The 22,570-nt window shown below is 42.1% G+C and carries 14 protein-coding genes, 1 tRNA gene and 1 pseudogene; 6 read left to right on the top strand and 10 right to left on the bottom strand.

The genetic code is table 11. The annotated features are described in order from the left end of the window. Positions 1 to 62 precede the first annotated feature (62 nt). Together G564_RS0114550 and G564_RS20810 are read left to right on the top strand one after the other, a co-directional pair. Positions 63 to 1,616, top strand: a complete 1,554-nt coding sequence (locus tag G564_RS0114550; RefSeq protein WP_029038300.1) for a protein adenylyltransferase SelO — start codon at positions 63 to 65, stop codon at positions 1,614 to 1,616. A 185-nt stretch (positions 1,617 to 1,801) separates the two neighbouring features. After that, positions 1,802 to 1,927, top strand: a complete 126-nt coding sequence (locus G564_RS20810) for a hypothetical protein (RefSeq protein ID WP_262504846.1) — start codon at positions 1,802 to 1,804, stop codon at positions 1,925 to 1,927. Positions 1,928 to 2,626: 699 nt separating this feature from the next. Here the strand turns inward: G564_RS20810 and G564_RS20365 are convergent. The 3 genes from G564_RS20365 to G564_RS19400 form a co-directional block, all read right to left on the bottom strand. Further along, positions 2,627 to 2,950, bottom strand: a complete 324-nt coding sequence (locus tag G564_RS20365; RefSeq protein ID WP_156879260.1) for a hypothetical protein — start codon at positions 2,948 to 2,950, stop codon at positions 2,627 to 2,629. A gap of 62 nt (positions 2,951 to 3,012) precedes the next feature. Continuing rightward, positions 3,013 to 3,086 (bottom strand) — tRNA-Arg (locus G564_RS0114535). Between the two features lie 268 nt (positions 3,087 to 3,354). Further along, positions 3,355 to 9,294 carry a HAMP domain-containing protein gene (locus G564_RS19400; RefSeq protein ID WP_084625653.1) on the bottom strand — a complete coding sequence of 1,980 codons (5,940 nt, stop codon included), beginning with the start codon at positions 9,292 to 9,294 and terminating at the stop codon, positions 3,355 to 3,357. A gap of 258 nt (positions 9,295 to 9,552) precedes the next feature. On the opposite strand from G564_RS19400, the gene G564_RS0114520 reads away from it, so the two are divergent. The 3 genes from G564_RS0114520 to G564_RS0114505 all read left to right on the top strand — a co-directional run bounded on the left by G564_RS0114520 (position 9,553) and on the right by G564_RS0114505 (position 14,871). Then, a complete protein-coding gene (locus G564_RS0114520; protein ID WP_029038297.1) occupies positions 9,553 to 9,930 on the top strand; it encodes a response regulator in 378 nt (125 codons plus the stop codon). A 512-nt stretch (positions 9,931 to 10,442) separates the two neighbouring features. Beyond that, positions 10,443 to 14,480: a chemotaxis protein CheB gene (locus tag G564_RS0114510; protein ID WP_029038295.1), complete on the top strand. Its 4,038-nt coding sequence runs from the start codon at positions 10,443 to 10,445 to the stop codon at positions 14,478 to 14,480. Between the two features lies 1 nt (position 14,481). Continuing rightward, a complete protein-coding gene (locus G564_RS0114505) occupies positions 14,482 to 14,871 on the top strand; it encodes a response regulator (RefSeq protein WP_029038294.1) in 390 nt (129 codons plus the stop codon). Positions 14,872 to 14,894: 23 nt separating this feature from the next. On the opposite strand, the pseudogene G564_RS20805 reads toward G564_RS0114505, so the two are convergent. From G564_RS20805 to G564_RS0114490, 4 genes and pseudogenes are all read right to left on the bottom strand, one after another. Further along, positions 14,895 to 15,509: pseudogene (locus tag G564_RS20805) on the bottom strand (chemotaxis protein CheB); the annotation flags it as partial. Continuing rightward, positions 15,491 to 15,766: a chemotaxis protein CheB gene (locus G564_RS20905; protein ID WP_394330247.1), complete on the bottom strand. Its 276-nt coding sequence runs from the start codon at positions 15,764 to 15,766 to the stop codon at positions 15,491 to 15,493. The gene G564_RS20905 and the pseudogene G564_RS20805, both read right to left, overlap by 19 nt. Then, positions 15,763 to 15,924 carry a chemotaxis protein CheB gene (locus G564_RS20800; RefSeq protein ID WP_156879259.1) on the bottom strand — a complete coding sequence of 54 codons (162 nt, stop codon included), beginning with the start codon at positions 15,922 to 15,924 and terminating at the stop codon, positions 15,763 to 15,765. Before G564_RS20800 ends, G564_RS20905 begins: the two co-directional genes overlap by 4 nt. A 263-nt stretch (positions 15,925 to 16,187) precedes the next feature. Further along, the gene (locus G564_RS0114490; protein ID WP_029038292.1) at positions 16,188 to 17,027 is read right to left on the bottom strand and encodes a helix-turn-helix domain-containing protein; all 840 of its coding nucleotides are present in this window, start codon (positions 17,025 to 17,027) and stop codon (positions 16,188 to 16,190) included. Between the two features lie 250 nt (positions 17,028 to 17,277). Here G564_RS0114490 and G564_RS20010 point away from each other — a divergent pair, with 250 nt between their 5' ends. Then, the gene (locus tag G564_RS20010; protein ID WP_051205511.1) at positions 17,278 to 19,350 is read left to right on the top strand and encodes a S8 family serine peptidase; all 2,073 of its coding nucleotides are present in this window, start codon (positions 17,278 to 17,280) and stop codon (positions 19,348 to 19,350) included. A gap of 76 nt (positions 19,351 to 19,426) precedes the next feature. Here G564_RS20010 and G564_RS20005 read toward each other — a convergent pair whose 3' ends face one another. The 3 genes from G564_RS20005 to ftsZ all read right to left on the bottom strand — a co-directional run bounded on the left by G564_RS20005 (position 19,427) and on the right by ftsZ (position 22,568). Further along, positions 19,427 to 19,849 carry a hypothetical protein gene (locus G564_RS20005; protein ID WP_156879258.1) on the bottom strand — a complete coding sequence of 141 codons (423 nt, stop codon included), beginning with the start codon at positions 19,847 to 19,849 and terminating at the stop codon, positions 19,427 to 19,429. Between the two features lie 171 nt (positions 19,850 to 20,020). After that, on the bottom strand, positions 20,021 to 20,470 hold the full coding sequence (locus G564_RS0114475) for a GatB/YqeY domain-containing protein (RefSeq protein WP_029038291.1): 450 nt from the start codon (positions 20,468 to 20,470) through the stop codon (positions 20,021 to 20,023). A 124-nt stretch (positions 20,471 to 20,594) separates the two neighbouring features. Beyond that, positions 20,595 to 22,568 carry a cell division protein FtsZ gene (gene ftsZ / locus G564_RS0114470; RefSeq protein WP_029038290.1) on the bottom strand — a complete coding sequence of 658 codons (1,974 nt, stop codon included), beginning with the start codon at positions 22,566 to 22,568 and terminating at the stop codon, positions 20,595 to 20,597. Positions 22,569 to 22,570: the final 2 nt, after the last annotated feature.

The raw sequence follows: 22,570 nt of genomic DNA, 5'->3' as shown, positions 1-22,570 counted from the left end.
AGGCATTTGTAGGTGCTTTTTCCTGCTTCGGAAGTTTTGTAACTTGAAATAAAAAAATTGACATGGCAGCACTTAATGAAAAAGAGTTCCAAAATGCTTTTATTCAGGCATTTGAAGGTGACGACAGTGGCGATCGTACTCCGCGGCAAACTCCCGGAAAACTCTATAGCAGGGCAGCACCGACTCCCGTTGAATCCCCTGAGTTACTCGCCTGGTCCAAAGAACTGGCCACCCAAATGGAAATAGATCCTCCTTCTCAGGAAGAGGTGGAGATCCTTTCAGGAAATAAACTGACAGACAGTATGCAACCTTATGCTGCCTGTTATGCGGGGCATCAATTTGGAAACTGGGCGGGGCAGTTAGGTGATGGTCGTGCCATAACCCTTGGGGAATGGAGTTCCAAAAATGGCATTTTTGAGCTGCAATTAAAAGGTGCCGGTCCAACTGCTTATTCCCGACATGCCGATGGACGTGCGGTCTTACGTTCCTCGGTTCGGGAGTATTTAATGAGTGAAGCTATGCATCATCTGGGTGTTCCCACCACCCGGGCACTTGCTTTGGTTTCCACCGGAGACAAGGTCTTGCGCGATATGTTCTACAACGGAAATCCCGAATATGAACCCGGCGCAATCGTCACCCGCGTAGCTCCCTCTTTTTTGCGCTTCGGGAACTTTGAACTTCTCGCTGCACAACGGGAAACCAAAAAACTCCAACAGCTGGTCAACTGGACCATTGATCGATATTATCCGCATCTCACAGAAAGTGACCGCATCATAAAATGGTTTGAAGAAGTAGTGCAAAAAACAGCATTTTTAATGAGTGAGTGGCAACGTGTTGGTTTCGTTCATGGAGTGATGAACACAGATAATATGTCCATTCTCGGTCTCACTATTGATTATGGGCCTTTCTCTTTCCTGGACCATTACGATCACAGTTTTACCCCAAACACTACAGATCTTCCCGGCCGCCGCTATGCTTTCGGCAATCAGCCTTCTATTGGTTACTGGAACCTCGGTCGGTTAGCCAATGCCATTTCCCTGCTTTTTGAAGACACCGAAGAGTTGGAAAAAGCTCTCGAATCTTATGAAAAGATATTCTGGGATTATTACTACGGAATGATGGGTAGAAAATTAGGTTTTGAGAAAGTAGGAAAGGATGAAAAGGAATTGATTTCGCGTTTTGAAAAAGTTCTCTCCGGAATTCAGCCGGACATCACTCTTTTCTACCGCCTGTTAGCCGATCTTCCTTCTGAAGCTACTCCTGAAGTCATAATTAAGCACCTGGAACCGGCTTTTTATAATGATCTCAAACCAAAGGAACAGGAGGTTTTAGCAACACTCCTCACTGATTACTCAAAAATGCGAAAAAACAGCAGGCTTTCTGAAGAAGCTATTAAAAGGCTAATGAACCGGAATAATCCGAGGATCATTCTCAGGAACTACCTTTTACACCAGGCTATAGAGGAACTGGAAAAAGGAGAAAACAAACTCTTTCTGAGACTGCAGGAAGCAATGAAAACTCCCTATGCTTCAGAAGGATTTGAGGATCTGGTGCAAAAGAGGCCGCAGTGGGCAGAAACCAAAGCCGGCTGCTCAATGCTATCTTGTAGTTCATAAGTGTTAAAAATTTTATGCAGAAAAACATCCTTGTTCTCTTCACCCGGAAAAGCTTTTTCTTTCAGAAACAGATATTTAACAGCCTCAGCTTTGTAGGAATACGAAAAATTTATAAATTGAGAAATATTCGACCTTCTAACTAAAGATTATGAAGCTTTGCTTCTAAACCTTAAAATTAAGTGGAGATGAGCACAGGAAAAAGAGATAATTCAGAAAAGGACAAAACAACAGACTTTGAAGTCTGGTCTGATCATTTCGTTGTGGCAGTTTTCTTTATCTTTCTGGTACTGCTGGGCTTAATTGTTAGTTAATAATTTCTTGTCAGCTTAAAAAAGATCTGAAAGCTTAATCCTATTTACTAGCAAAAATTTTATTGCACTGGAGGCAAGATCATTCCCGAAACTGAACAATGAACATCTTTAAAAAAGCCTGGATAAAGTGGTATAACCAATCCAGGATTAAAACCCGGCGCTATAAATATTTTCGCCCTCTGGGACCGGCAAAGACAGAAAATCAAAATTCATATTCCTAAAGCCTAACTTCTACCTTTCTAGTCATTATTATGTCTATGCTATTCTTTATGTTTAAAAAAATTAAATAGAGTCATTTGGCGTGGTAGTTCCCCGAATTAGCAGGGTGAAGTACTGAACACTGATTACCGATCACTGAGCACTTTCAAAAGGCTGCGCCTTTCCCTTCGTGTTCTCACCTGAAAAGACAAAATCCACACCTCCTTGCAGTCGGTGTGATTTTTTTGTTTTATTCCGAAGCTTCGAACAAGTTCGGCTTTAAGGGAGATTGGAATCTGGTGTTTGTCTTCATTGTTGTCCGGAAAAAGAATCTAGACCGCTCCGCTTCTAGAATCTAGAACCAAGACTTTTTTATAAGATACTGAAATTCAATGTTGTGAAAAATTCTTTTCATTGGTAGAATATTTGAAAATTCAAAGAACTAAAAACCACCCCCTCAGACTGATAGATAAGATCTCTGATCAGCATTAGCGGGCTTTTTCAGAGGTTCCTTCTTTTTTCATCGGACAACAATGGTTTGTCTTTTGAAATTTCTTTGTTTGGATTGGCTGCGCCTTTCCCTTCGTGTTCCCACCTGAAAATACAAAATCCACACCTCCTTGCAGTCGGTGTTATTTTTTTGTTTTCTTCAGAAGCTTCGAACAAGTTCGGCTTCAAGAGAGATTGGAATTTGATGCTTGAGTTTTGGAATTTCCTTGATTGGATTGGCTGCGCCTTTCCCTTCGTGTTCCCACCTGAAAATACAAAATCCACACCTCCTGCAGTCGGTGTGATTTTTTTGTTTTCTTCAGAAGCTTCGAACAAGTTCGGCTTCTTCAGAAAACAAAAAAAACCCACAGCTTTCGCTGTGGATTTTCTGCTTTAAGTGACCCCGGAGGGATTCAAACCCCCAACCCTCAGAGCCGAAATCTGATGCGCTATTCAGTTGCGCCACGGGGCCTTTTAAGATGGCGCAATTTAAGCAAAAAGTTTGAACTCTTGAAAGGCTTTCTTCAGCTAATTTCTTCTCAAATTTTTCTAATTCCTTTATCGGGTAAAATACCGGAAAATTGAAAAGATCAGACCCCAAAAGACGCCGATAATTATTTTTCAATTCGAATAAAAATACAATAAGGAAAGGCACTGTTAATCCTCCTGAAGTTCCTTTAAAGCAGAAAGTCCATACTTTCATATGGACTCTCGCACTTTACCAATTAATGGTCAAATATTTACTGATGTAACCACAGGCGAACAATGTTTAGCAGTTTATCAACATCTACCGGCTTTGTAAGGTAATCATTCGCACCTGCTTCAAGACATTTGGCTTTATCTTCGGGCATTGCCTTAGCGGTTAGGGAAATAATAGGCAGATCATTATATGCCTTATCTTTCCTGATCTTGGCGGTAGCTTCATAACCATCCATAACCGGCATCATCACATCCATAAGGACAATATCTACATCTTTTTCTTCCTCTAATTTCTCAATAGCTAATTTCCCGTTTTCAGCAATGATCACTTTCATACCGGCTTCATTCAAGGTTTTAGAAAGCGCGTAGGAATTTCTTTTATCATCATCCACTAAAAGTACCTTTTTGTCTTTTAGAACATGCTTTGGATCATGTAGATCGGCCATTATCTTCTTTTGCCGTGATGAGAGCTTATTTTCGTCACTGTGCAGAAATAATGACACTTCATCCAGCAAAACTTCAGGCGAAGAGGCACCTTTGATCAAGATACTATCTGCAAATTTTTCCAGTTCCTTTTTTTCAGTTTTTTTAAGCTCCTTTCCTGTATAGATCACCACGGGAATATCATTTAATTCCTGTTTGGACTTTAGCTTTTTCAATATTTCAAAGCCATCAAGATCGGGCAAATTAAGGTCCAGGATAATACAATCAAAGCGTGTGGATCTTATTTGTTTTAAAGCTTCCTTTCCGTTGGTAGCTTCAGAAATATTGATGCCTTTATTTCCCAGCATCTTTTTAACAGCTTTAAGAGTGGCTGCATCGTCCTCAATAATCAGAAGTTCCTTAACTGGTGAAGCGTGAAATTTTTCCATCTTTAGGATGGCCTTTTCGAAATCCTCGTAAGAGACCGGTTTCAAGCTAAAACCTACTGCTCCCTTACTCAAAGCCTCCCGCCTGTGATCTTCCTTAGCCATTAAATACACCGGAATATGTCTTGTCTTAAGATTGAATTTCAAATGTTCCAGCACAATAATTCCCTTCATGTCCGGCAACTGCTCATCGAGCAAAATACCGTTAGGCTGATATTGGGCCGCCAATTTCATTCCTTCTTTCCCATCTCTGGCAAAAAGAAATTTGTAGCCGGATTGCTGGACGATCTTCTTCACGGTTTGTGCAGAAAATTTATTATTATCAATGATCAACAGTGAATATTCTGAAGTTTTCAAATTCTCCCGGTCATCCTGAAATTCAGAATTTTCGGAACGATTCACTACCGTACTCCTGGCTTCCGGCAGGCTGTTTTTCTGAGTGGTCTCGTAATTCGATTCCCTGTAAGAAGAAATGGCATCGTCTATTTCTTTAATAGGTGCACTTGTAAGGTCTAAGGGAACATATACGGTAAAAATACTACCCTCACCTTCTGTACTTTCTATATGGATCTCTCCTCCCAATAACCTTGAAAGTTCTCTGGATATGGTCAATCCAAGTCCTGTACCCCCATACTGTCTGCTAGTCCCTCCTTCTGCCTGCTGAAAAGCTTCAAAGATCATCATGCGTTTAGCTTCAGGAATACCAATTCCGGTGTCTTTAACTGAAATTTCCAGAACTTCAGATCTTGGAAGGGTAATTTCCCGGAATTTGATCTTTTCATCGGGTTTCCCAATCGTAACATCTACTGAACCTTTTTCAGTGAACTTGATCCCGTTCGAAATAAGGTTCTTGACTATTTGCTCCAGGCGCTGCCCATCGGTAATGATCCTTGCCGGTGCATTGAATTTGGTTTCAATTGTAAATTTTAATTTTTTGGATTTTGCCAGAGGCTCGAATTGATCCTGCAGATTATTTACAAGATTTTCTAACAGAACTTCCTCAGGATGTATTTGCAGTTTCCCGGCTTCTACCTTGGAAAGATCCAAAATATCATTAATAAGGTTGAGCAGACTTAAGCCACCTTCGTATATAATACTGGCCGCTTTTTGCTGGTCCTTATATAAGTTTCCTTTCCTGTTATCGCTAAGATCTTTGGACAAAATGAGAAGACTGTTTAAAGGTGTTCTCAATTCGTGGGACATATTAGCCAGGAATTCAGATTTATACTTGCTGGCAAGTTCTAATTCCTCGGCTTTGCGTTCCACTTCCACCCTGCTGGATTGAAGATCTTCTTTTTGCATTTCCAGATCCTTGGTCTTCGATTCAAGATCGTCATTGGCCATTTGCAATTCCTTACTCTGGATCTTTAATTTTTCCTGTTGTTTCAAAAGCTCTTCAGACTGGCGCTGTGATTCCTCCAGCAGGTCTTTCATCTTTTCCCTATCCAACGATGAGTTGGTGGTGATCGCAATGTTTTCTCCCACAGATCGCATCAATTCCAGCTGACTGTCATTAAAGGCTTTAAACGAACCTATTTCAATAACGCCGGTTACTTCCCCATCTATGATAAAGGGCTGAACCAGGATGTGCTGCGGTTTCGTATGTCCCAGACCCGATGAAATGCTTATATAATCTGTAGGTATGCCGGAAAGGACGATCACTTCCTTTTCAAGCGCAGCCTGTCCTGCAAGACCTTCTCCGAAATCAAATGTCGTTTTCAGAGATTTTCTGCGGGTAAAGGCATATGAACCGGTCATTCTAAGACGTTTCTTATCATTGTGTTTTTCTGCCAGATAAATGATCCCAACCTGAGCTCCCAGATATTTTGTCAGATAAGAAACAATATTCTTTGATAAGGTAGTAAGATCCTGCTCTCCTCTCATCCTGTCATTTAATCCTGCCTGTCCTGTTTTTATCCATGCTTCATTTTCGTTCTCTTCAGATATTCGCTTCAGGTTTTCGGTCATCGTGTTCAGGGCGATACCCAATTGATCGGCTTCAGAACGAAGTGGCATTTCAATGGCAAAATTTCCTTCAGCAATTGTATTGGCCGCTTTTACGATGGTCGTGAAACTGTCTACCATCGCATTGATGTTATTCTTAAGCTCCTGTACTTCACCCTTAACCTCCACATCGATCTTTCTGGAGAAATCGCCACGGGCAAGTGCCGTAGATACTCCTGCGATATCACGTACCTGCGAGGTAAGATTACTCGCCATCTGGTTCACATTCTCTGTAAGGTCTTTCCAGGAACCTGCCACGTTCGGCACTTCTGCCTGGCCTCCAAGGATACCTTCTGTACCCACCTCACGTGCCACGTTTGTTACTTCATCTGCAAATATGTTTAGCGCGTCTACCATGATGTTGATCGTGGTAGAAAGTTCAAGTACCTCGCCTCCTTTACCCTGTTCAGAGATCTTTTGCGAAAGATCCCCGTGTGCTACCGCCGTTGTTACCGATGCGATCTCCCTCACCTGCGTAGTAAGGTTACTCGCCATCGTGTTCACATTATCTGTAAGGCCTTTCCAGGTACCTGCAACGTTTGGTACTTCGGCCTGGCCTCCCAGTTTACCTTCGGTTCCCACCTCACGTGCCACACGGGTTACCTCTGCAGCAAATACGTTCAGCGAGTCCACCATCTGGTTAATAGTATCTTTTAATTCGGCTATTTCTCCTTTTACATCAATGGAGATCTTTTGAGACAAATCCCCGTCGGCTACCGCAGTTGCCACATTTGCGATCTCCCGTACCTGGCTGGTAAGGTTACTTGCCATTGTATTCACATTTCGGGTAAGATCCAGCCATGCACCGGCCACGTTTGGCACTTCTGCCTGACCACCCAGCATCCCTTCGGTTCCCACCTCACGGGCCACACGGGTTACCTCGTTTGAAAGAATGTTCAGCGAGTCCACCATCGTATTGATAATGGTGGAGAGCTCAAGTACCTCTCCTCCTTTTTCTTCTTCAGAAATCTTTTTGGAAAGATCCCCGTTTGCCACCGCCTTGGTTACCGAGGCAATTTCCCGTACCTGGGTGGTAAGGTTGGATGCCATCGTATTCACATTCTCTGTTAGTTCCAGCCAGGCTCCCCCAACATTAGGGACTTCTGCCTGTCCACCCAGAATACCTTCTGTACCCACCTCCCGGGCCACACGGGTTACCTCATCAGAGAAGATATTCAGCGAGTCCACCATCGTGTTGATGGTTTCTTTAAGTTCTGCTATTTCTCCTTTAGCTTCAATAGCAATTTTCTGAGCCAGATCTCCTTTTGCCACCGCAGTTGCCACATTTGCGATCTCCCGTACCTGTGTGGTAAGGTTAGATGCCATGTAATTCACATTATCGGTAAGATCTTTCCAGGTACCGGCCACATCAGGAACTTTCGCCTGCCCTCCAAGAATACCTTCTGTACCTACCTCCCGGGCCACCCGGGTTACCTCATCGGAGAAAATGTTCAACGAGTCCACCATCTGGTTGATGGTGTCTTTAAGTTCAGCAATTTCTCCTTTTACATCAATAGTAATCTTCTGGGAAAGATCTCCATCGGCCACCGCGGTAGCTACATTGGCGATCTCCCGTACCTGTGTGGTTACGTTACTTACCATGATATTTACATTATCGGTAAGATCTTTCCAGGTACCTGCTGCGGTTGGTACAGTTGCCTGCCCTCCCAGTTTCCCATCGGTACCCACCTCACGTGCCACACGGGTTACCTCGGCAGCAAACAAGGTCAGGGAATCGACCATGCTGTTAATAGTATTGGAAAGGACCAGTACCTCTCCTCCTTTTCCTTCTTCGGTAATTTTTTGTGAAAGATCTCCCTGTGCCACCGCGGTGGTTACCGATGCAATCTCCCGTACCTGGTTCGTAAGATTACTCGCCATGGTATTCACATTATCTGTAAGATCTTTCCAGGTACCGGCTACATCCGGAACTTCGGCCTGCCCTCCCAGCTTTCCTTCAGTTCCCACCTCACGTGCCACACGGGTTACCTCATCAGAGAAGATATTCAAGGAATCCACCATCTGGTTGATGGTGTCTTTAAGTTCAGCAATTTCTCCTTTTACATTAATAGAGATCTTTTTAGAAAGGTCACCATTTGCAACCGAGGTTGCTACCCCTGCGATCTCCCGCACCTGAGCAGTAAGGTTGGATGCCATAGTGTTTACGTTCACTGTAAGATCTTTCCAGGTTCCTGCCACATCGGGTACATCGGCCTGACCTCCCAGCTTTCCTTCAACCCCCACCTCGCGGGCCACATTGGTAACCTCTGCTGCAAAAATGTTTAGCGAGTCCACCATCCGGTTAATTGTAGTGGAGAGGCCAAGAACTTCCCCTCCTTTACCTTCTTCAGTAATTTTTCTGGAAAGATCTCCATCGGCCACCGCTGTAGTAACCCGGGCTATTTCCCGTACCTGTTCGGTAAGGTTACTCGCCATGTGGTTCACATTGTCTGTAAGATCCTTCCAGGTTCCCGAAACGTTTGGCACACTTGCCTGCCCTCCCAGTTTTCCTTCGACACCCACCTCCCGGGCCACAAGGGTTACCTGTTCTGCAAAAATATTCAAACTACCCAGGGTGCGGTTAATTACATCGGCCATCGCCCGGAAATCTCCGGTTACCGTCAGGCTAAATTTATCTTCCAGTTTCCCGGCAGCGATACTGTTCAGAATTCGGCTTACTTCAAGTACCGGCTTTGCAATGGCTTCAATAAGAATATTAATGTTATCGATCATATCCTTCCATACCCCGCTGGAAGCTCTGAATTCTGCCCGGGCATCCAGGTTACCTTCAATACCACCAACACGCGAAATACGCGATACCTCTGTACTTACACCCCCAATCATCTCAACCATCGTATTGTAGGCTTCGGCCAGATCGGCAAACTTATCATTTCGTTCTTTGGAAAGGCGAACAGAAATATCTCCTTCCCTAAAGGCCTCAAGTGCAAATATTAATCTATCCAGTTGTTCATGAACATAGTCACTGTCCTTAAACATATCTCTATCTGGTACCCTCTTAGACTTTTTTACAATATGGCGCTTTGTTGGTTTAACGTCCCCTGAAGAAGCCTTACTATTTTTCCTGGGAGACGTGGCAGTTTTTGACATTTCGGTGGCGTTTTTTTTTAAATAATCTTAACTGTATTATTTGTAGAATGAAATAACTCTTCTTAATGGCCCGTAAAAAAAACTCTTTATATCTAAAAGTTGTGTGAAATTTATGTGAAAACTAAAAAAAACTCTGATTCTAAACCTATTTTTGGCCATTGAAGAAGGTTTTAAAAATTCACGAGAACAGAAATTGAGAATTAACAAAGCATATTTTAAAGAGGTACAGTATTTAAAATTCATACTAAAATAAAGAAGATGTATAAAATTTTACTGGTTGAGGACGATTATCATCTAGGCCTCATTCTTAATGATCAGCTGGAAATGCATGGTTATAAAGTAGAGCTGTTACGATCACCCAGACAAACTGTTGAATATCTTTTGGAAGATGAATTTGACCTTGTCATAATGGATAAATTATTAAGTGGTATCGACGGAACAGAAATCTGTAGTGAAGTAAGAAATACAGAATCAATTTCAAGTACTCCAATACTAATGATGTCGGGACTTGATGGGGCCAGAGAAACTTGTATTGCTGCCGGAGCAAGTAATTTTATTGCCAAACCCTTTGAAGTAGACAGCTTTCTCCAAAGCATAGAAGATACCATCAATAAGGCAAAGAATTTTGAAGCCTAAACCTATAACAGGGATTTTTATGCATATAAGGACGAAGCAGGAAAGCTCTTCTGGTTCATATATTCCAAGGCTTCTCCGTACCGGAAATTAAGGTTGGCAGAGATAGGTGCTGACTTTTTTTGAACAGCGGCTTAAGACTAACTGGAAAAACAGTATTCTTCAAATATTGTATTCCATTTAAAAGAAGGAGTTGCTTAACCCGCCTGCTAGTGCCGACCACAGACATTTCTAAACTACTTGAGGGGGGAGAATATTTTGTCAAAAATCTTAACAAAAATCTCCTACTCTCGGGATTCTTCCCGGGCCACGATGTATTTCATTCTCATCTCTCGAATGTTCCGGCCGTTGAGTTCAGATTTTTTCCTGACTCTTGTTCTTTATAAAAAATTCTTTAAAAAAATTTCTAAACAAGCTTTAAAGTTCTATATTTCATATCTGAAGAATTCACGCATTTCTCCCCCTGCAAATTTCCGTGGATTTCTCCTCACGCCCTTAATATTTGGAATTAAATAATGCCTGCAGATAAAGAAAGTTTATTAAGTGAATTGAAAAAATCTGCCAATCCATTTCCGGTGGTTGGAGTAGGCGCATCGGCGGGAGGTCTGGCTGCATTTAAGGAATTCATTCAGGCAATTCCGGATAATTCAGGAATGGCCTATGTACTTGTTCAACACCTGGATCCCAATCATGAAAGCCTGCTGCCTGAGCTGCTTCAAAAATGTTCGGAAATACCTGTTTTTGAAATATCTGACGATCTTTCGGTCGAAGCTAATCATATTTATGTTATTCCGAGCAATAGAATGCTGATGTCTTATGACGGCAAACTTAAACTCAGTCCCCGACCCGAAAAAAAGGATGGATCAGTAAATCTTCCCATAGATCTGTTCTTCAAATCGCTTGCAGAAGTTTACCAGGCTCATTCTATTGGTGTTATTCTTACCGGGAATGGAGCTGATGGTACAGCGGGCTTTAAGGCAATTAAAGAAAATGGAGGGATCACCTTTGCTCAAAGTGAAGATACAGCAGAATATGCTTCGATGCCACATTCGGCCATAGATGAAGGAGTGGTGGACTTTATTCTTCCTCCCAGGGAAATTCCCCAAAAAATCTTAGAAGTGACAGAAAGCTTCCTGGGAGTAGACGGTGGTGAAAAGAAACTGGAAACAGAGAACGCAGATATTTATAAGCAGATCCTGGCATTACTTCGAATTAGAAGAGGGATAGACTTTACATACTACAAGCAAAGTACCATTCGTCGAAGGATCTTACGCAGAATGGCCCTCAGTAATAAAAAAAACCCTGCAGAATACCTGCAACATCTACGGGAAAACCATCTCGAGCAGGACATTCTACAGCAGGATCTTTTGATCCCGGTCACGAGTTTTTTCAGAGATGAAGAGATTTTTGCCAGGATTTCCAGCTCAATTTTTCCTGAAATCTTTAAAAACAAAAGCGGGCAAGATTCTGTGAGGATTTGGGTGGCTGGCTGCAGTACAGGTCAGGAAGTATATAGTATAGCTATATGTCTACTGGAATACATAGAAGAAAATAATGTTGATGTCAACGTGCAGATCTTTGGCACCGACATTAATGAACCTGCAATAAAAAAGGCACGTAGTGGAATCTACAGGAAGGCCGAAGTTGAAGACATTGGTCCTTTGCGCCTGGAACGCTTCTTTGGTCGACGTGATAATGATTACCAGATCAACAAGGAGGTGCGCGAGATGTGCATCTTTTCATATCATAATTTTCTAAAGGATCCGCCATTCGGAAAAATGGACATCATTTCCTGCCGTAATGTGCTCATATACCTTCAGCCTTACCTGCAAAAAAAGGCACTTACGACCTTTCATTATGCCCTTCAAAAGTGGGGATATTTATTGCTGGGGAAATCTGAGACAACCGGAAATGCGCCCGATCTCTTTAATTCGGAAGAAAAAAATCACAGAATTTTCACACCAAAGAACCGCCCCGGAAAATTTATTCAGGTTGCGGGACAGCGCAGGGAAGAAAGTATCCGGAATTATAGCCGGCCGGTAAAGGCAGAAAATGCCCGAACAGACTTTCAGCGTACAGCAGATGAAATCATCTTAAACCGTTATACACCTGCAGGGGTAGTCGTCGATGAGGCTATGGATATTGTACATTTTCGCGGCCGTACAGGTTCATATCTTGAACCACAGGCAGGGAAACCTGATTTGAACCTTATGAAAATGGCCAAACCCGGTCTGGCCTTTGAACTGAGAAGCATAATCCATCATGCGAAAAAACAGGGAGAATCTATAATTCGTGAGAATATCCCAATACAGGAAGGAGGAGAGCAGCGTTCATTGTCTATAGAAGCAATACCCATGACAGGCCTTGCAGAGCCTTACCATTTAGTATTATTTCACGATCCTGAGGCGCAGCCAAACATGCCGCAGTTAAGGCACATAGAAAGAAAAACATATTCGGGAGAAAGTAGTGCAGATGAAAAAGACCGGCTAATTCTTCAGCTTGAAAGAGAACTCGCACAGGCACGGGAGGACATGCGCAGCATTACCGAAGACCAGGAAGCTACTAACGAGGAGTTGCAAAGTGCCAATGAGGAGCTACAGAGCGGAAGCGAAGAGCTCCAAACCCTCAACGAGGAACTGGAAACAAGTAAAGAAGAACTGCAAAGCACCAACGAGGAACTTACCAGCCTTAATCAGGAGCTGCTAAGCATGAACAGAAATCTTACAACGGCGAAGAATTTTGCAGTTGACATCCTGGAAACAGTAAGAGAACCATGGCTTGTGCTTGATAGTAGTCTCAGGATCAAATCAGCCAACAAAGTATTCTACAGGACCTTTAGAACATCTGAAGCTGCAGTTGAGAATAAATCTCTCTTAAGCCTTGGTAACAGGGACTGGGACCTGCCCGAACTTGAGAAACTACTAAAGCAGGTCCTCCAGGAAAAAATTCCCATATCAAACTACGAGATCACCCAGGAATTTCCTGTTGTAGGGGAACGCACAATGCTCATCAATGCCAGGGAAGTGGTAAGAGAAGAAGGCGGAGAAAAACTGGTCTTACTGGTTTTTGGAGACATCACCGATAAAAGAATGGCCGAGAAATCTCTTGAAAAAAGTGAATTCAGGTTCAGACTTTTGGTTGAGACGATCCCACAATTGATCTGGATCACCAATGCTAAGGGAAAACCCGAATTCTACAATTCCAGATGGAAAAGCTATACCGGGTCTGCCAATACTGATTCTGAAATAGATAAGTGGCTTGATTTTGTCCATTCTGATGATAAAAGAGGTGTGAAAGAACACTGGGAAGAATGTCTTAAAAGCGGAGATCCTTTTTCAATAGAGTATAGATTAATGGACGCAGAGGGTAACTACAACTGGTTTCTGGCAAAAGCGCTCCCGCTGTTTGGTTCAGATGGAGAGATCATGAAATGGTTTGGAACCAATACCAATATTGAAACCCATAAACAGGCAGAAAAAACGCTGATAAAGAGCAGTGAACAATTCAGGCAATTTACAGAGCTTATCCCCGAGAAGGTCACCAATGCGAATGCAGAGGGAGAAGTTACTTACTATAATAAGAACTGGCTCGACTACACCGGCTGGAGTCATGAAGAATTACTGGAAAGGGGCTGGTTAGAACTGGTCCATCCTGATGACCTTCCTGAAACTATAACAAAATGGAAAAAGAGTGCCGAAACCGGTGTAGAACTGGAGATGGAAATGAGGCTCCGGGATAAAAAAGGAGATTACAGATGGCATAGTACCCGTGCAATTGCTATTAAAGATGAAGAAGGAAAAATAAAAAATTGGATTGGGGCAACTACAGAGATCGAAAAGTTTAAGGAAGAAGAGAAGCGGAAAGAAGGATTTTTGCAATTGGTAAGCCATGAACTCAAAACTCCTATAACTTCAATTAAAGGTTACGTGCAGCTACTTCTTAGCTTACTGCAGCAAAAACAACAGGATTTAAATCAACTCCCCATTGAACCTTCACTTTATCGCATCAATGAACAGGTAAGTAGATTAACCCGGTTAATTTCTGAAATTCTGGACCTCTCCAGAATTGAGGAAAATAAACTGGACCTTAAGAAGACAAACCTGAATTTAAACGATCTTGTGAAGGAAACTATTCAAGATATTAACCGAACAGAAATTGTCCATAAAATCGAAATTAAAGAGGAAGCAAACTTTCGGGTGGAGGCAGATAAAGATAGAATTGGCCAGGTAATCATTAATCTTGTCACGAATGCCATTAAATATTCTCCGGAAAGCAGAACCGTTAAAGTAAAGATCTTTGAGATTGAGGAAAAAGTAGCTGCTGTGAGTGTGACAGATCAGGGAATTGGAATAAGCGAAAAGGATCAAAAGGAAATTTTCAAGCGTTTTCACCGTGTTGAAGGAAAAAGCGAAGAAACCTATGCCGGCTTGGGAATAGGGTTGTTCCTGGCCCAGGAAATCGTGGAGCGACACGGAGGAAAAATTTTAGTGAAAAGTAATTTTGGAAAAGGCTCTGTCTTCACTTTTACCTTACCAAATGCAATAAAGAACTGATATGAAAAATGCAAAGGCTAATGTTCTAATTATTGATGACGATCCCGGAATTGGTGAAATGTTAAAAACACTGCTGGAGTTTAGTGATTATAAGGCTGTCGTCTCCGATAAACCTTTGCAGGCAAAAAAGAATATACAAAAATATAATGCCGATATTATTCTTTTGGACGTGCGGCTTTCAGGAGTAGACGGTACAGAAATTTGTGCAGAATTGAAGGATGATAAAGAAATTTCAGATATTCCTATTATTATGATGACTGCACTAACAGGAGTGAGCCAAACCTGCAAAAATGCAGGTGCCGATGGTTTCATTTCCAAACCTTTCGAAATAAATGATCTACTCCGGACACTTGAAAAGGCACTTAACAACAAAACAAGGAAAAGTACCTGAGATATACTGGTACAAAAAGCAGGTCAACCGGCAGGAGGTAAATTTCGGTGCAGGTCTTCATTTAAAGCAGACAACAAAGATCTTAAACGGTCTATGTGTTTTCTAATAACATCCACCCTTTCCTGGTGAAAAGAGGAGATTCCCGTTTGCTCGTCTTCACCTTCACGCTTCGCCATCAAAAGAAGAAGATTTTCTTTTTCCTCCAGCATGCGAATACTCACCCAAAGAGACTCCTCAATGTTCCCATCCTGCAGGTCGTGTAGTTTATTCTCTGTATAGACATGTCCCGTATGACATCTATAGCGGTGTACAGGATCATTTTTAATAGCCCACAGTCCACCTCCGCAATCGGGACAGGTAAAATCTGTGTGATCTGCAATTTTCTTTATTTGATTAATATCTGTCATCATTTTTTCTGTTAATTCAGCTTCGATGCTAATTTCCCTGGGGACCGGTATTTCCGGTGGAAGGGGTTGCCCTAATATTTCTTTAATTATTGAAGGCATCTCATCGAGATTAGCCTTGTGATCTACCTCAATCTTATTAAGCACGCTTCTGGGCATGTCTGAAAACTGGGCCTCCGCCGGATCCTGAATTATACAGATTCCCCCACACTTCTTTATAGTATGCATCCCCGAAGTACCATCCTCAAATAATCTGACAAAATTATGCCGATCGCCCGGTTACGGTAATGAACTGCGGCAGAACGAAAAAGAACATCAATGGAGGGACGGTACTTATTTTCATGCGGCCCGGTAGTGAGAAGAATTCTATTATTTTTAACCATTAGCTGATGCTCGGGAGGAGCAACATATAAATGACCTTTTTGAATAGTCATCCCTTTTTCTGCAACTTGAGCAGTGAGAGTAGAATTTCTTTGGAAGCTACTGGCTATGTGCTTACTGTTTGATTTCGTGAAACGTGAATTACAACTATAACAGCAACATCCATTTCGGATGTAAAACCGGAAAGAAGATTATTCACAGCAGGAATTCCGCCTGCAGATGCACCAATGACAATAATATTTCTGAATGGGTCGTTCAGTTTTTCCATTTTTTTCGAAATTCATTAAACTCCTTTACTTAAGATAATATATAGCTCTTCAAAAAAGCTTCAGGCGTTGATAAATTTTTCCTAAATCTTATATAAGTCCCGGTCAGGGAAAAAACACGGGAAATAAAAACCTTCGTAACAGTAGGAGATGTGAATTAAAAAGGATGGATTAATTTTAGTTTAACATTATAATTCAATTCAGTTTTTAATGTTTTTTCCCCGGGTTAGAATAGAAAAGAATTTAATAGCTACTCCCGGAATATTCAGGTTCCCCTTCTTCCCATAAAATTCTTGATATAGGCATGTTTACCGTTGAGAAATTTTTCAGGACTCGATCCAAACATATTCCGGAAATCATTAATAAAATGGGATTGATCATAATAACCACAATCGAGTGCAATATGATGTAACTCTACAGGATCTGAATTGTTGATGGCTTCAAAGGCAGTGTTCATTTGTATCACCTTACAAAAGTACTTGGGTGACACTCCAATTACCTTTTTAAAAATCCTTCTAAAATGTCGGGAACCTACACCTGAATTTTCCAGAAGATCTTTCTGATCAATTTTTCCATTCTCTTTGAATATTTGGGATAAGGATTCTTCCAACCATTCTATGCGAGGCAAACGATTCTCCTCTAAAAGCTCCAGGTGATCTACAAGTTTTCCGAGCCGCTCTGTCTTAGACAATTTTTCCACGGTTAAATTTTTATTTAACATCGCAGAATTTATGGGAGAAATTTCCCCAAAAGGCGTTAAATTGTTTATTAAGTCCTCACCGCCTTTATGAAAAAGATAATAAGGAGCAGATGGATAAAGAACTATTCCCAACTGTTTGTAAAAACCGTCGAAGTAAGAATGGATCTCGGCACCACAGATCTGGCCGGTGAGAAGAATACGTGATGTGATTTGAATTTTTTTTCCGTTAACTGTTACGAGCGGAATACTTCCGAAAAGATTTACCAACAATGGAAGACCAGTGGGGTACATTGGAATCCTCTCCTGAATAATCTTACCGGTTTCTCCAAGAATAAACGCCAGTACAAGACCCCGCAGTTTGGCCGGTACCTCCAGGTCTATTTCCTCAGAAAAGAGTTCAATCATTTGTCAACATTCAGCAAACCAGACAGAGTTGAAGATCTTTACAGGACTTTTAGGGAATGTCCGAAATCTCCAATGTTACAAAATAGAAATTGTATAGTTTTATCTTTTAAAGATAACCTAAATATCTGATAATTAATTTATTATAAAGAAAAGTCGACGAGAAGCACTTTTCGCAGGTTAGCAGGTAATAATGGTTTCTCTGAATTTCCTCCCTACGATTTTACACCTAACACAACTTAAATTAATAATTATGAAAGATTCAGTGATCTCACATTTTTGTTTTGGAGCTTTATTTGTTTTAAGCCTGTGCCTTATTCTATCATGTTCTAAGGATCCGTTGTTGGAAGCGGAGGATATAACATATGACCTTTCGACACCAAAAGCAGAAAAAAATGATATAATAGAAGGTCACTACATTGTAGTGCTCTCTACTCTCCCGGGCAAGGAAAATCCACAGGCTCTTGCAGCTCTTGAAGCCCTTTCAAAAGAAGTGGGACAGATGCCGGAAGCTAATATTAGCAGAAAGTACAGCCATGTTCTTACCGGGTTTGCTGCAAAACTAACAGATAAACAAGTTGAAAAACTGCGAAAAGATCCTCGTGTGGAAAATATTGAACCGGATTCATACATCTATCCTTCTGGTGAAGTCGCTGTTCAACAATACCCGGTTTGGGGTCTTGATAAAATTGACCAGCGGGAAAGTCTGTTAAATAGAGCCTATGCCTTTACGGCATCGGGAACAGGAGTGACGGCGTATATTATCGACTCGGGTATTAGATATTCTCATAATGAATTTGGTGGAAGAGCTAGTCTGGGATATGACTTTGTCCTTCAAGATGATCCGGAAAATACTGATCCGGAGCAGGAACCGGGGGAGGATTGCATGGGTCATGGTACACACGTTGCAGGAACGGTAGGAGGTAATACTGTGGGAGTCGCAAAAAATGTTAATCTAGTTTCCGTAAGAGTTTTTGGCTGTACAGGAGCTACACCTCGCTCAAGATATGTTGCTGCTATAGATTGGATAACCGCTAACGCTGCGTATCCTGCAGTAGTCAACATGAGTCTTGGTTTCACTGATGATCCGGAAAATCAGGTTGCAACAGATGCAGCTGTGAGCAACGCTATAGCCGCAGGTTTAAATTTTACTATCTCGGCTGGAAATAGCAATGATGACGCATGCAAAAACAGTCCTGCAAGAGTAACAGAAGCTATAACAGTAGGTGCTAGTGATATCGATAACAACAGAGCCAGTTTCTCAAGCTATGGAACCTGCCTCGACCTGTATGCGCCTGGCGTTTCTATTTCTTCTGCATCAAACGAGGATGATGTTTCCTATAAATTGTACAATGGTACTTCGATGTCAGCTCCCCACGTAGCGGGAGTTGTTGCTCTCTTCCTGGAAGTTAATCCAACCTCGACCCCTGCCCAGGTACATTCGGCAATAGTCGAAAATACAACGCCCAACTTAATTTCAAATGTTCCCTCGGGGCCAAATAACCTGCTTTACAGTCTATGGGAGCCTGTAGAATTTGTTCCGCCAACTCCGCCAGATCTTATGTTCCAGGCCACAGGAGAAAAAGTTAGGTCAAACTATGTTGCCAATCTCACCTGGAATCTCACAGAAGCACATAGCATTCGGATTATTGAAGACGGGGTAGTGCATTTTACAGAACATTATAACGATGGAGAACAGCAAATAAGACTTCGGGATAAAGGCAGAAATGCCACTTATATCCTTCAAATATGTGAGGTGGGCTATGACAATTGTTCTGAGGAGATAACGCTAATATTTGGAGACGGCGGTACCGAGCCCGTAAATGCATCACCTTCTGCAGGATTTAATTACTCAATTAATGTCCTTGATGTCCAATTTACCGACACCAGCAGCGATCCGGATGGATCAATAGTGGCCTGGGATTGGGACTTTGGAGATAATACCTTTTCATCAGAACAAAACCCATTTCATTCCTTCAATGAAGCGGGAAGTTATTCAGTTAAATTAATTGTCACCGACAATGGAGGAAGTAGTAGCAGTCATACAAAGAGTATAACTGTAGGAGACCAGGAACCACCCACTGCAGAATATGAACTCACGGCCGAAGGATCTAAAGAGAAAGGGAAATGGCGAACTTTGCTCACCTGGTCTTCTGTTCCTGAACAGGAGATCGATATTTTCCGGAATGGCACTTTTTACAAAAAAATACCTAATTCGGGATATTACTGGGATTTCACAGATATGAAAGGTAGTGGTACTCTTACATATAAGATATGTGGATCGGGAACCTCCTCCTGTTCTAATGAAGTGACTGTTCAATTTTAAAACAGGATAAACAATAAAAAAATCCGCAGCTCTCACTGCGGATTTTCATTTTGCTTTTTGAAGAATTCTAAGACTCTTATTTTATGGAAACTCTCTTTGGCTTAAGAGATTCTCCGCTTCTTTCAACCTCAACCTCCAAAGTTTGCCCTTGCTGTAGGGCATCAAACTGAACCTGCTCACCGTTTCTCATGATTTGAGTATCGTTCGAGAAATACAGTTCAATTGTAGTGGTGTCGTTTAGCCTTACATAAACCTCCTTCTGTTGAGAATCGACTATAATTGCTTCCCCGGTGTAAGTGCCGGAAGGCACCAACTGAGTATTCTCAAGTTCTTTAGTTTCCTGACCGGAAACCTGCTGACCGGAAATATTATCTGAAGTCGCTTCGATCTCACCAACCGGTGCAACGTCATCAACTTCACGTTCTTCTCCATTTTTACATGAAACAACAGCAGCAAAGGCTAGTGCTCCAAGTCCCAAGTTTAAAAAGTATCTTTTCATTTCGATATATTTTTAATTCTACGATTAGAAGCGCTTACTTCATAAGGAAGCAACTTCATTTGAGAACAAAATTATATCTTCTGGTCTACCTCATAACAGGTTTAGTTAAACTTTAAGCCTTATAAAACAGTATTTAACCCTTTATTAAGATAAGGAAGGTAGATTCAGTCGTTAAGCCAGTTTCCGTTTCACCACCATTGATATAGTCTTTCCGTCGGCCCTTCCGGCAAGTTCTTTGGAAGCCACCCCCATTACTTTTCCCATGTCCTGCATTCCACTGGCACCGATTTGAGCAATAATTTTGTCAACTTCTGCCTCGATCTCCTGCTCATTCATCTGCTCAGGCAGAAATCCTTCTATCACTGCAGCCTGATCAAGTTCAGGTTGGGCCAGGTCCTCTCTCCCCTGCTCCTTATAGATGGCCGCACTTTCCTTTCGCTGCTTTACCAGGCGCTGCAACAGCTTTAATTCCTCTTCTTCATTTAAACCGTCTTTTCCTGATGCATCCGTTTGTGCCAGAAGGATCGCACTTTTAACTGCGCGTAAAGCTTCCAGTTTATTACTGTCTTTGGCCCGCATGGCAGCCTTAATTTCAGTCATTACTTTATCCTGTAGACTCATTTTGATCAATTTATTTTTGCATCGCTAAGATAATCAGTAAATATCCGTGGCGCAAGAACTTTAAAGTCAATAAAAAACCCGAAACCGGGGGGCAGGTTTCGGGTTAAAATAGTTGGGGGACTATCTAATCTACATTATCATGTAAAAACGAATTATTCGTTCTGAATCGTATTTCATCATCATCACCTGTGCCCAGTGTGGTTCTGGAAAGTTTTTCCTCTCCGGGTTTTGAAGTGTCGAGATCAATTCCGCGTCTTTTATAGGCCGGCTGTCTTTCATACTCATCTACCTTAGAAAGATTGTTTCTGAATTTGTAATTGAACTCCTTCATTTTTGCTTTCCTCTCGGCAGCTCTTTTAACCAGGCTTTCATTGATAGGGATATTGAAGGGATCCGCATCATCTTCAGGGGTTTTCTTCACCTCCGGGGTATTTGGCAATTTCGCTATTGGAGGTTGTATGGGAGCAGGCGCTTTTTTAAGCTCCGGCTCAATTTCGGGCTTCTGTTGCTTAACTGGTTGCGAGCCTTTAAGCATTTCTTCTACCTGCATGTAATCATCCAGAGAGTACCGGGTGATTCCATTATGCGTATTTTTAGCCTGGGCAGAAAGTTCTTTCTTATTCAATTCGGTTTTTTCCTCCATATCCTCAGAAAGTCTGTGGACGATCTTTTCCTCCCGCGCAGGTTCCGGTCTTTCTTCAGAAGATATTTGTTGTGGTTGATTCTCTTCGGAAGTATTGCGAGGCATATCAAAAGTGAACATAAACTGCTGTTCCTGTGGTTCAGGATTTACAACCTCAGGTTCCTGTACTTCAATATCCTTCACCCTGTCTGTGATAACAAATTCTGGTTCTTTTACAGGTTTTACTTCTTCATATTCCACATCCATTTCTCTGACGGCTGCCGAAGGTTTATTGCTCTCCGGCTCCTCTTCTATCTCCTCGTCCTCCAGCGAAAGGGTGTGAACGATCTTCTCTTCTGCTGCCTTAGGAGTAGCAGAAGGACCTTCATAAGCCGAAGAGGTTTTCTTCGGTGAAAGTTCATGTTCTGCCTTTTGCTCATCCTCTAATGTATGGATGATCTTTTTTGCTTCTGTATTTACAATATCATTTTGTTGTTCTACGTCAAATCCTGTAGCGATGATAGTTACCGAAATAGAATCGTCAAGGCTTTCATCCTCTCCAACACCCATAATAATATTTGCACTGTGCCCGGCTTCTGCCTGGATATGATCACTTATTTCTCCTATCTCATCAATAGTAATTTCTTCGGAACCGGAAATGATAAGCAGCAACACATTTTTGGCACCTGTGATCTTATTATCGTTAAGCAGCGGAGAATCCAAAGCCTTGCATATAGCATCCTGCGCACGGTTTCCACCTGATGCCTGTGCAGATCCCATTATAGCGGTACCACTGTTACTAAGAACGGTCTTGGCGTCCCGCAAGTCAATGTTCTGCGTATAGTGATGGGTAATTACTTCGGCTATACCTCTTGAAGCAGTGGCAAGTACTTCATCTGCCTTGGAAAATCCGGCTTTGAAACCAAGATTTCCATAAACCTCCCGCAGCTTATTATTGTTGATCACAATAAGAGAATCCACGTGCGAACGCAGGTTTTCTACTCCGTGTTGTGCCTGTTCACACCTAGTTTTCCCTTCAAACTGAAATGGAATAGTCACGATCCCCACCGTGAGTATCCCCATGTCCTTAGCTTGTTTGGCAATTATTGGCGCAGCTCCTGTTCCTGTACCACCACCCATTCCGGCAGTGATAAATACCATCTTGGTATTGGTGTCCAAAAGAGCCCGTATCTCATCAAAACTTTCTTCTGCTGCCTTGCGACCGACTTCAGGATCGGCGCCTGCACCCAGTCCTTCCGTTTCTCTAACTCCAAGCTGGATTTTATTGGGAACGGGACTGTTTTCAAGGGCTTGTGCATCGGTGTTGCAAATAACGAAATCCACCCCTTTTATCCCTTGCTGGAACATGTGATTGATCGCGTTACTACCGCCTCCACCTACACCAATAACTTTTATAACGTTCGATTGATTCTTGGGGAGATCGAATGTAATGTTTCCGAATTCTGTGCTGCTCATAA

The sequence above is a fragment of the Salinimicrobium xinjiangense DSM 19287 genome (genome assembly GCF_000423585.1).
GTDB lineage: Bacteria > Bacteroidota > Bacteroidia > Flavobacteriales > Flavobacteriaceae > Salinimicrobium > Salinimicrobium xinjiangense.
Note: the sequence above shows the minus strand (reverse complement) of the source record. Positions and strands in the feature narration are given on the sequence as shown.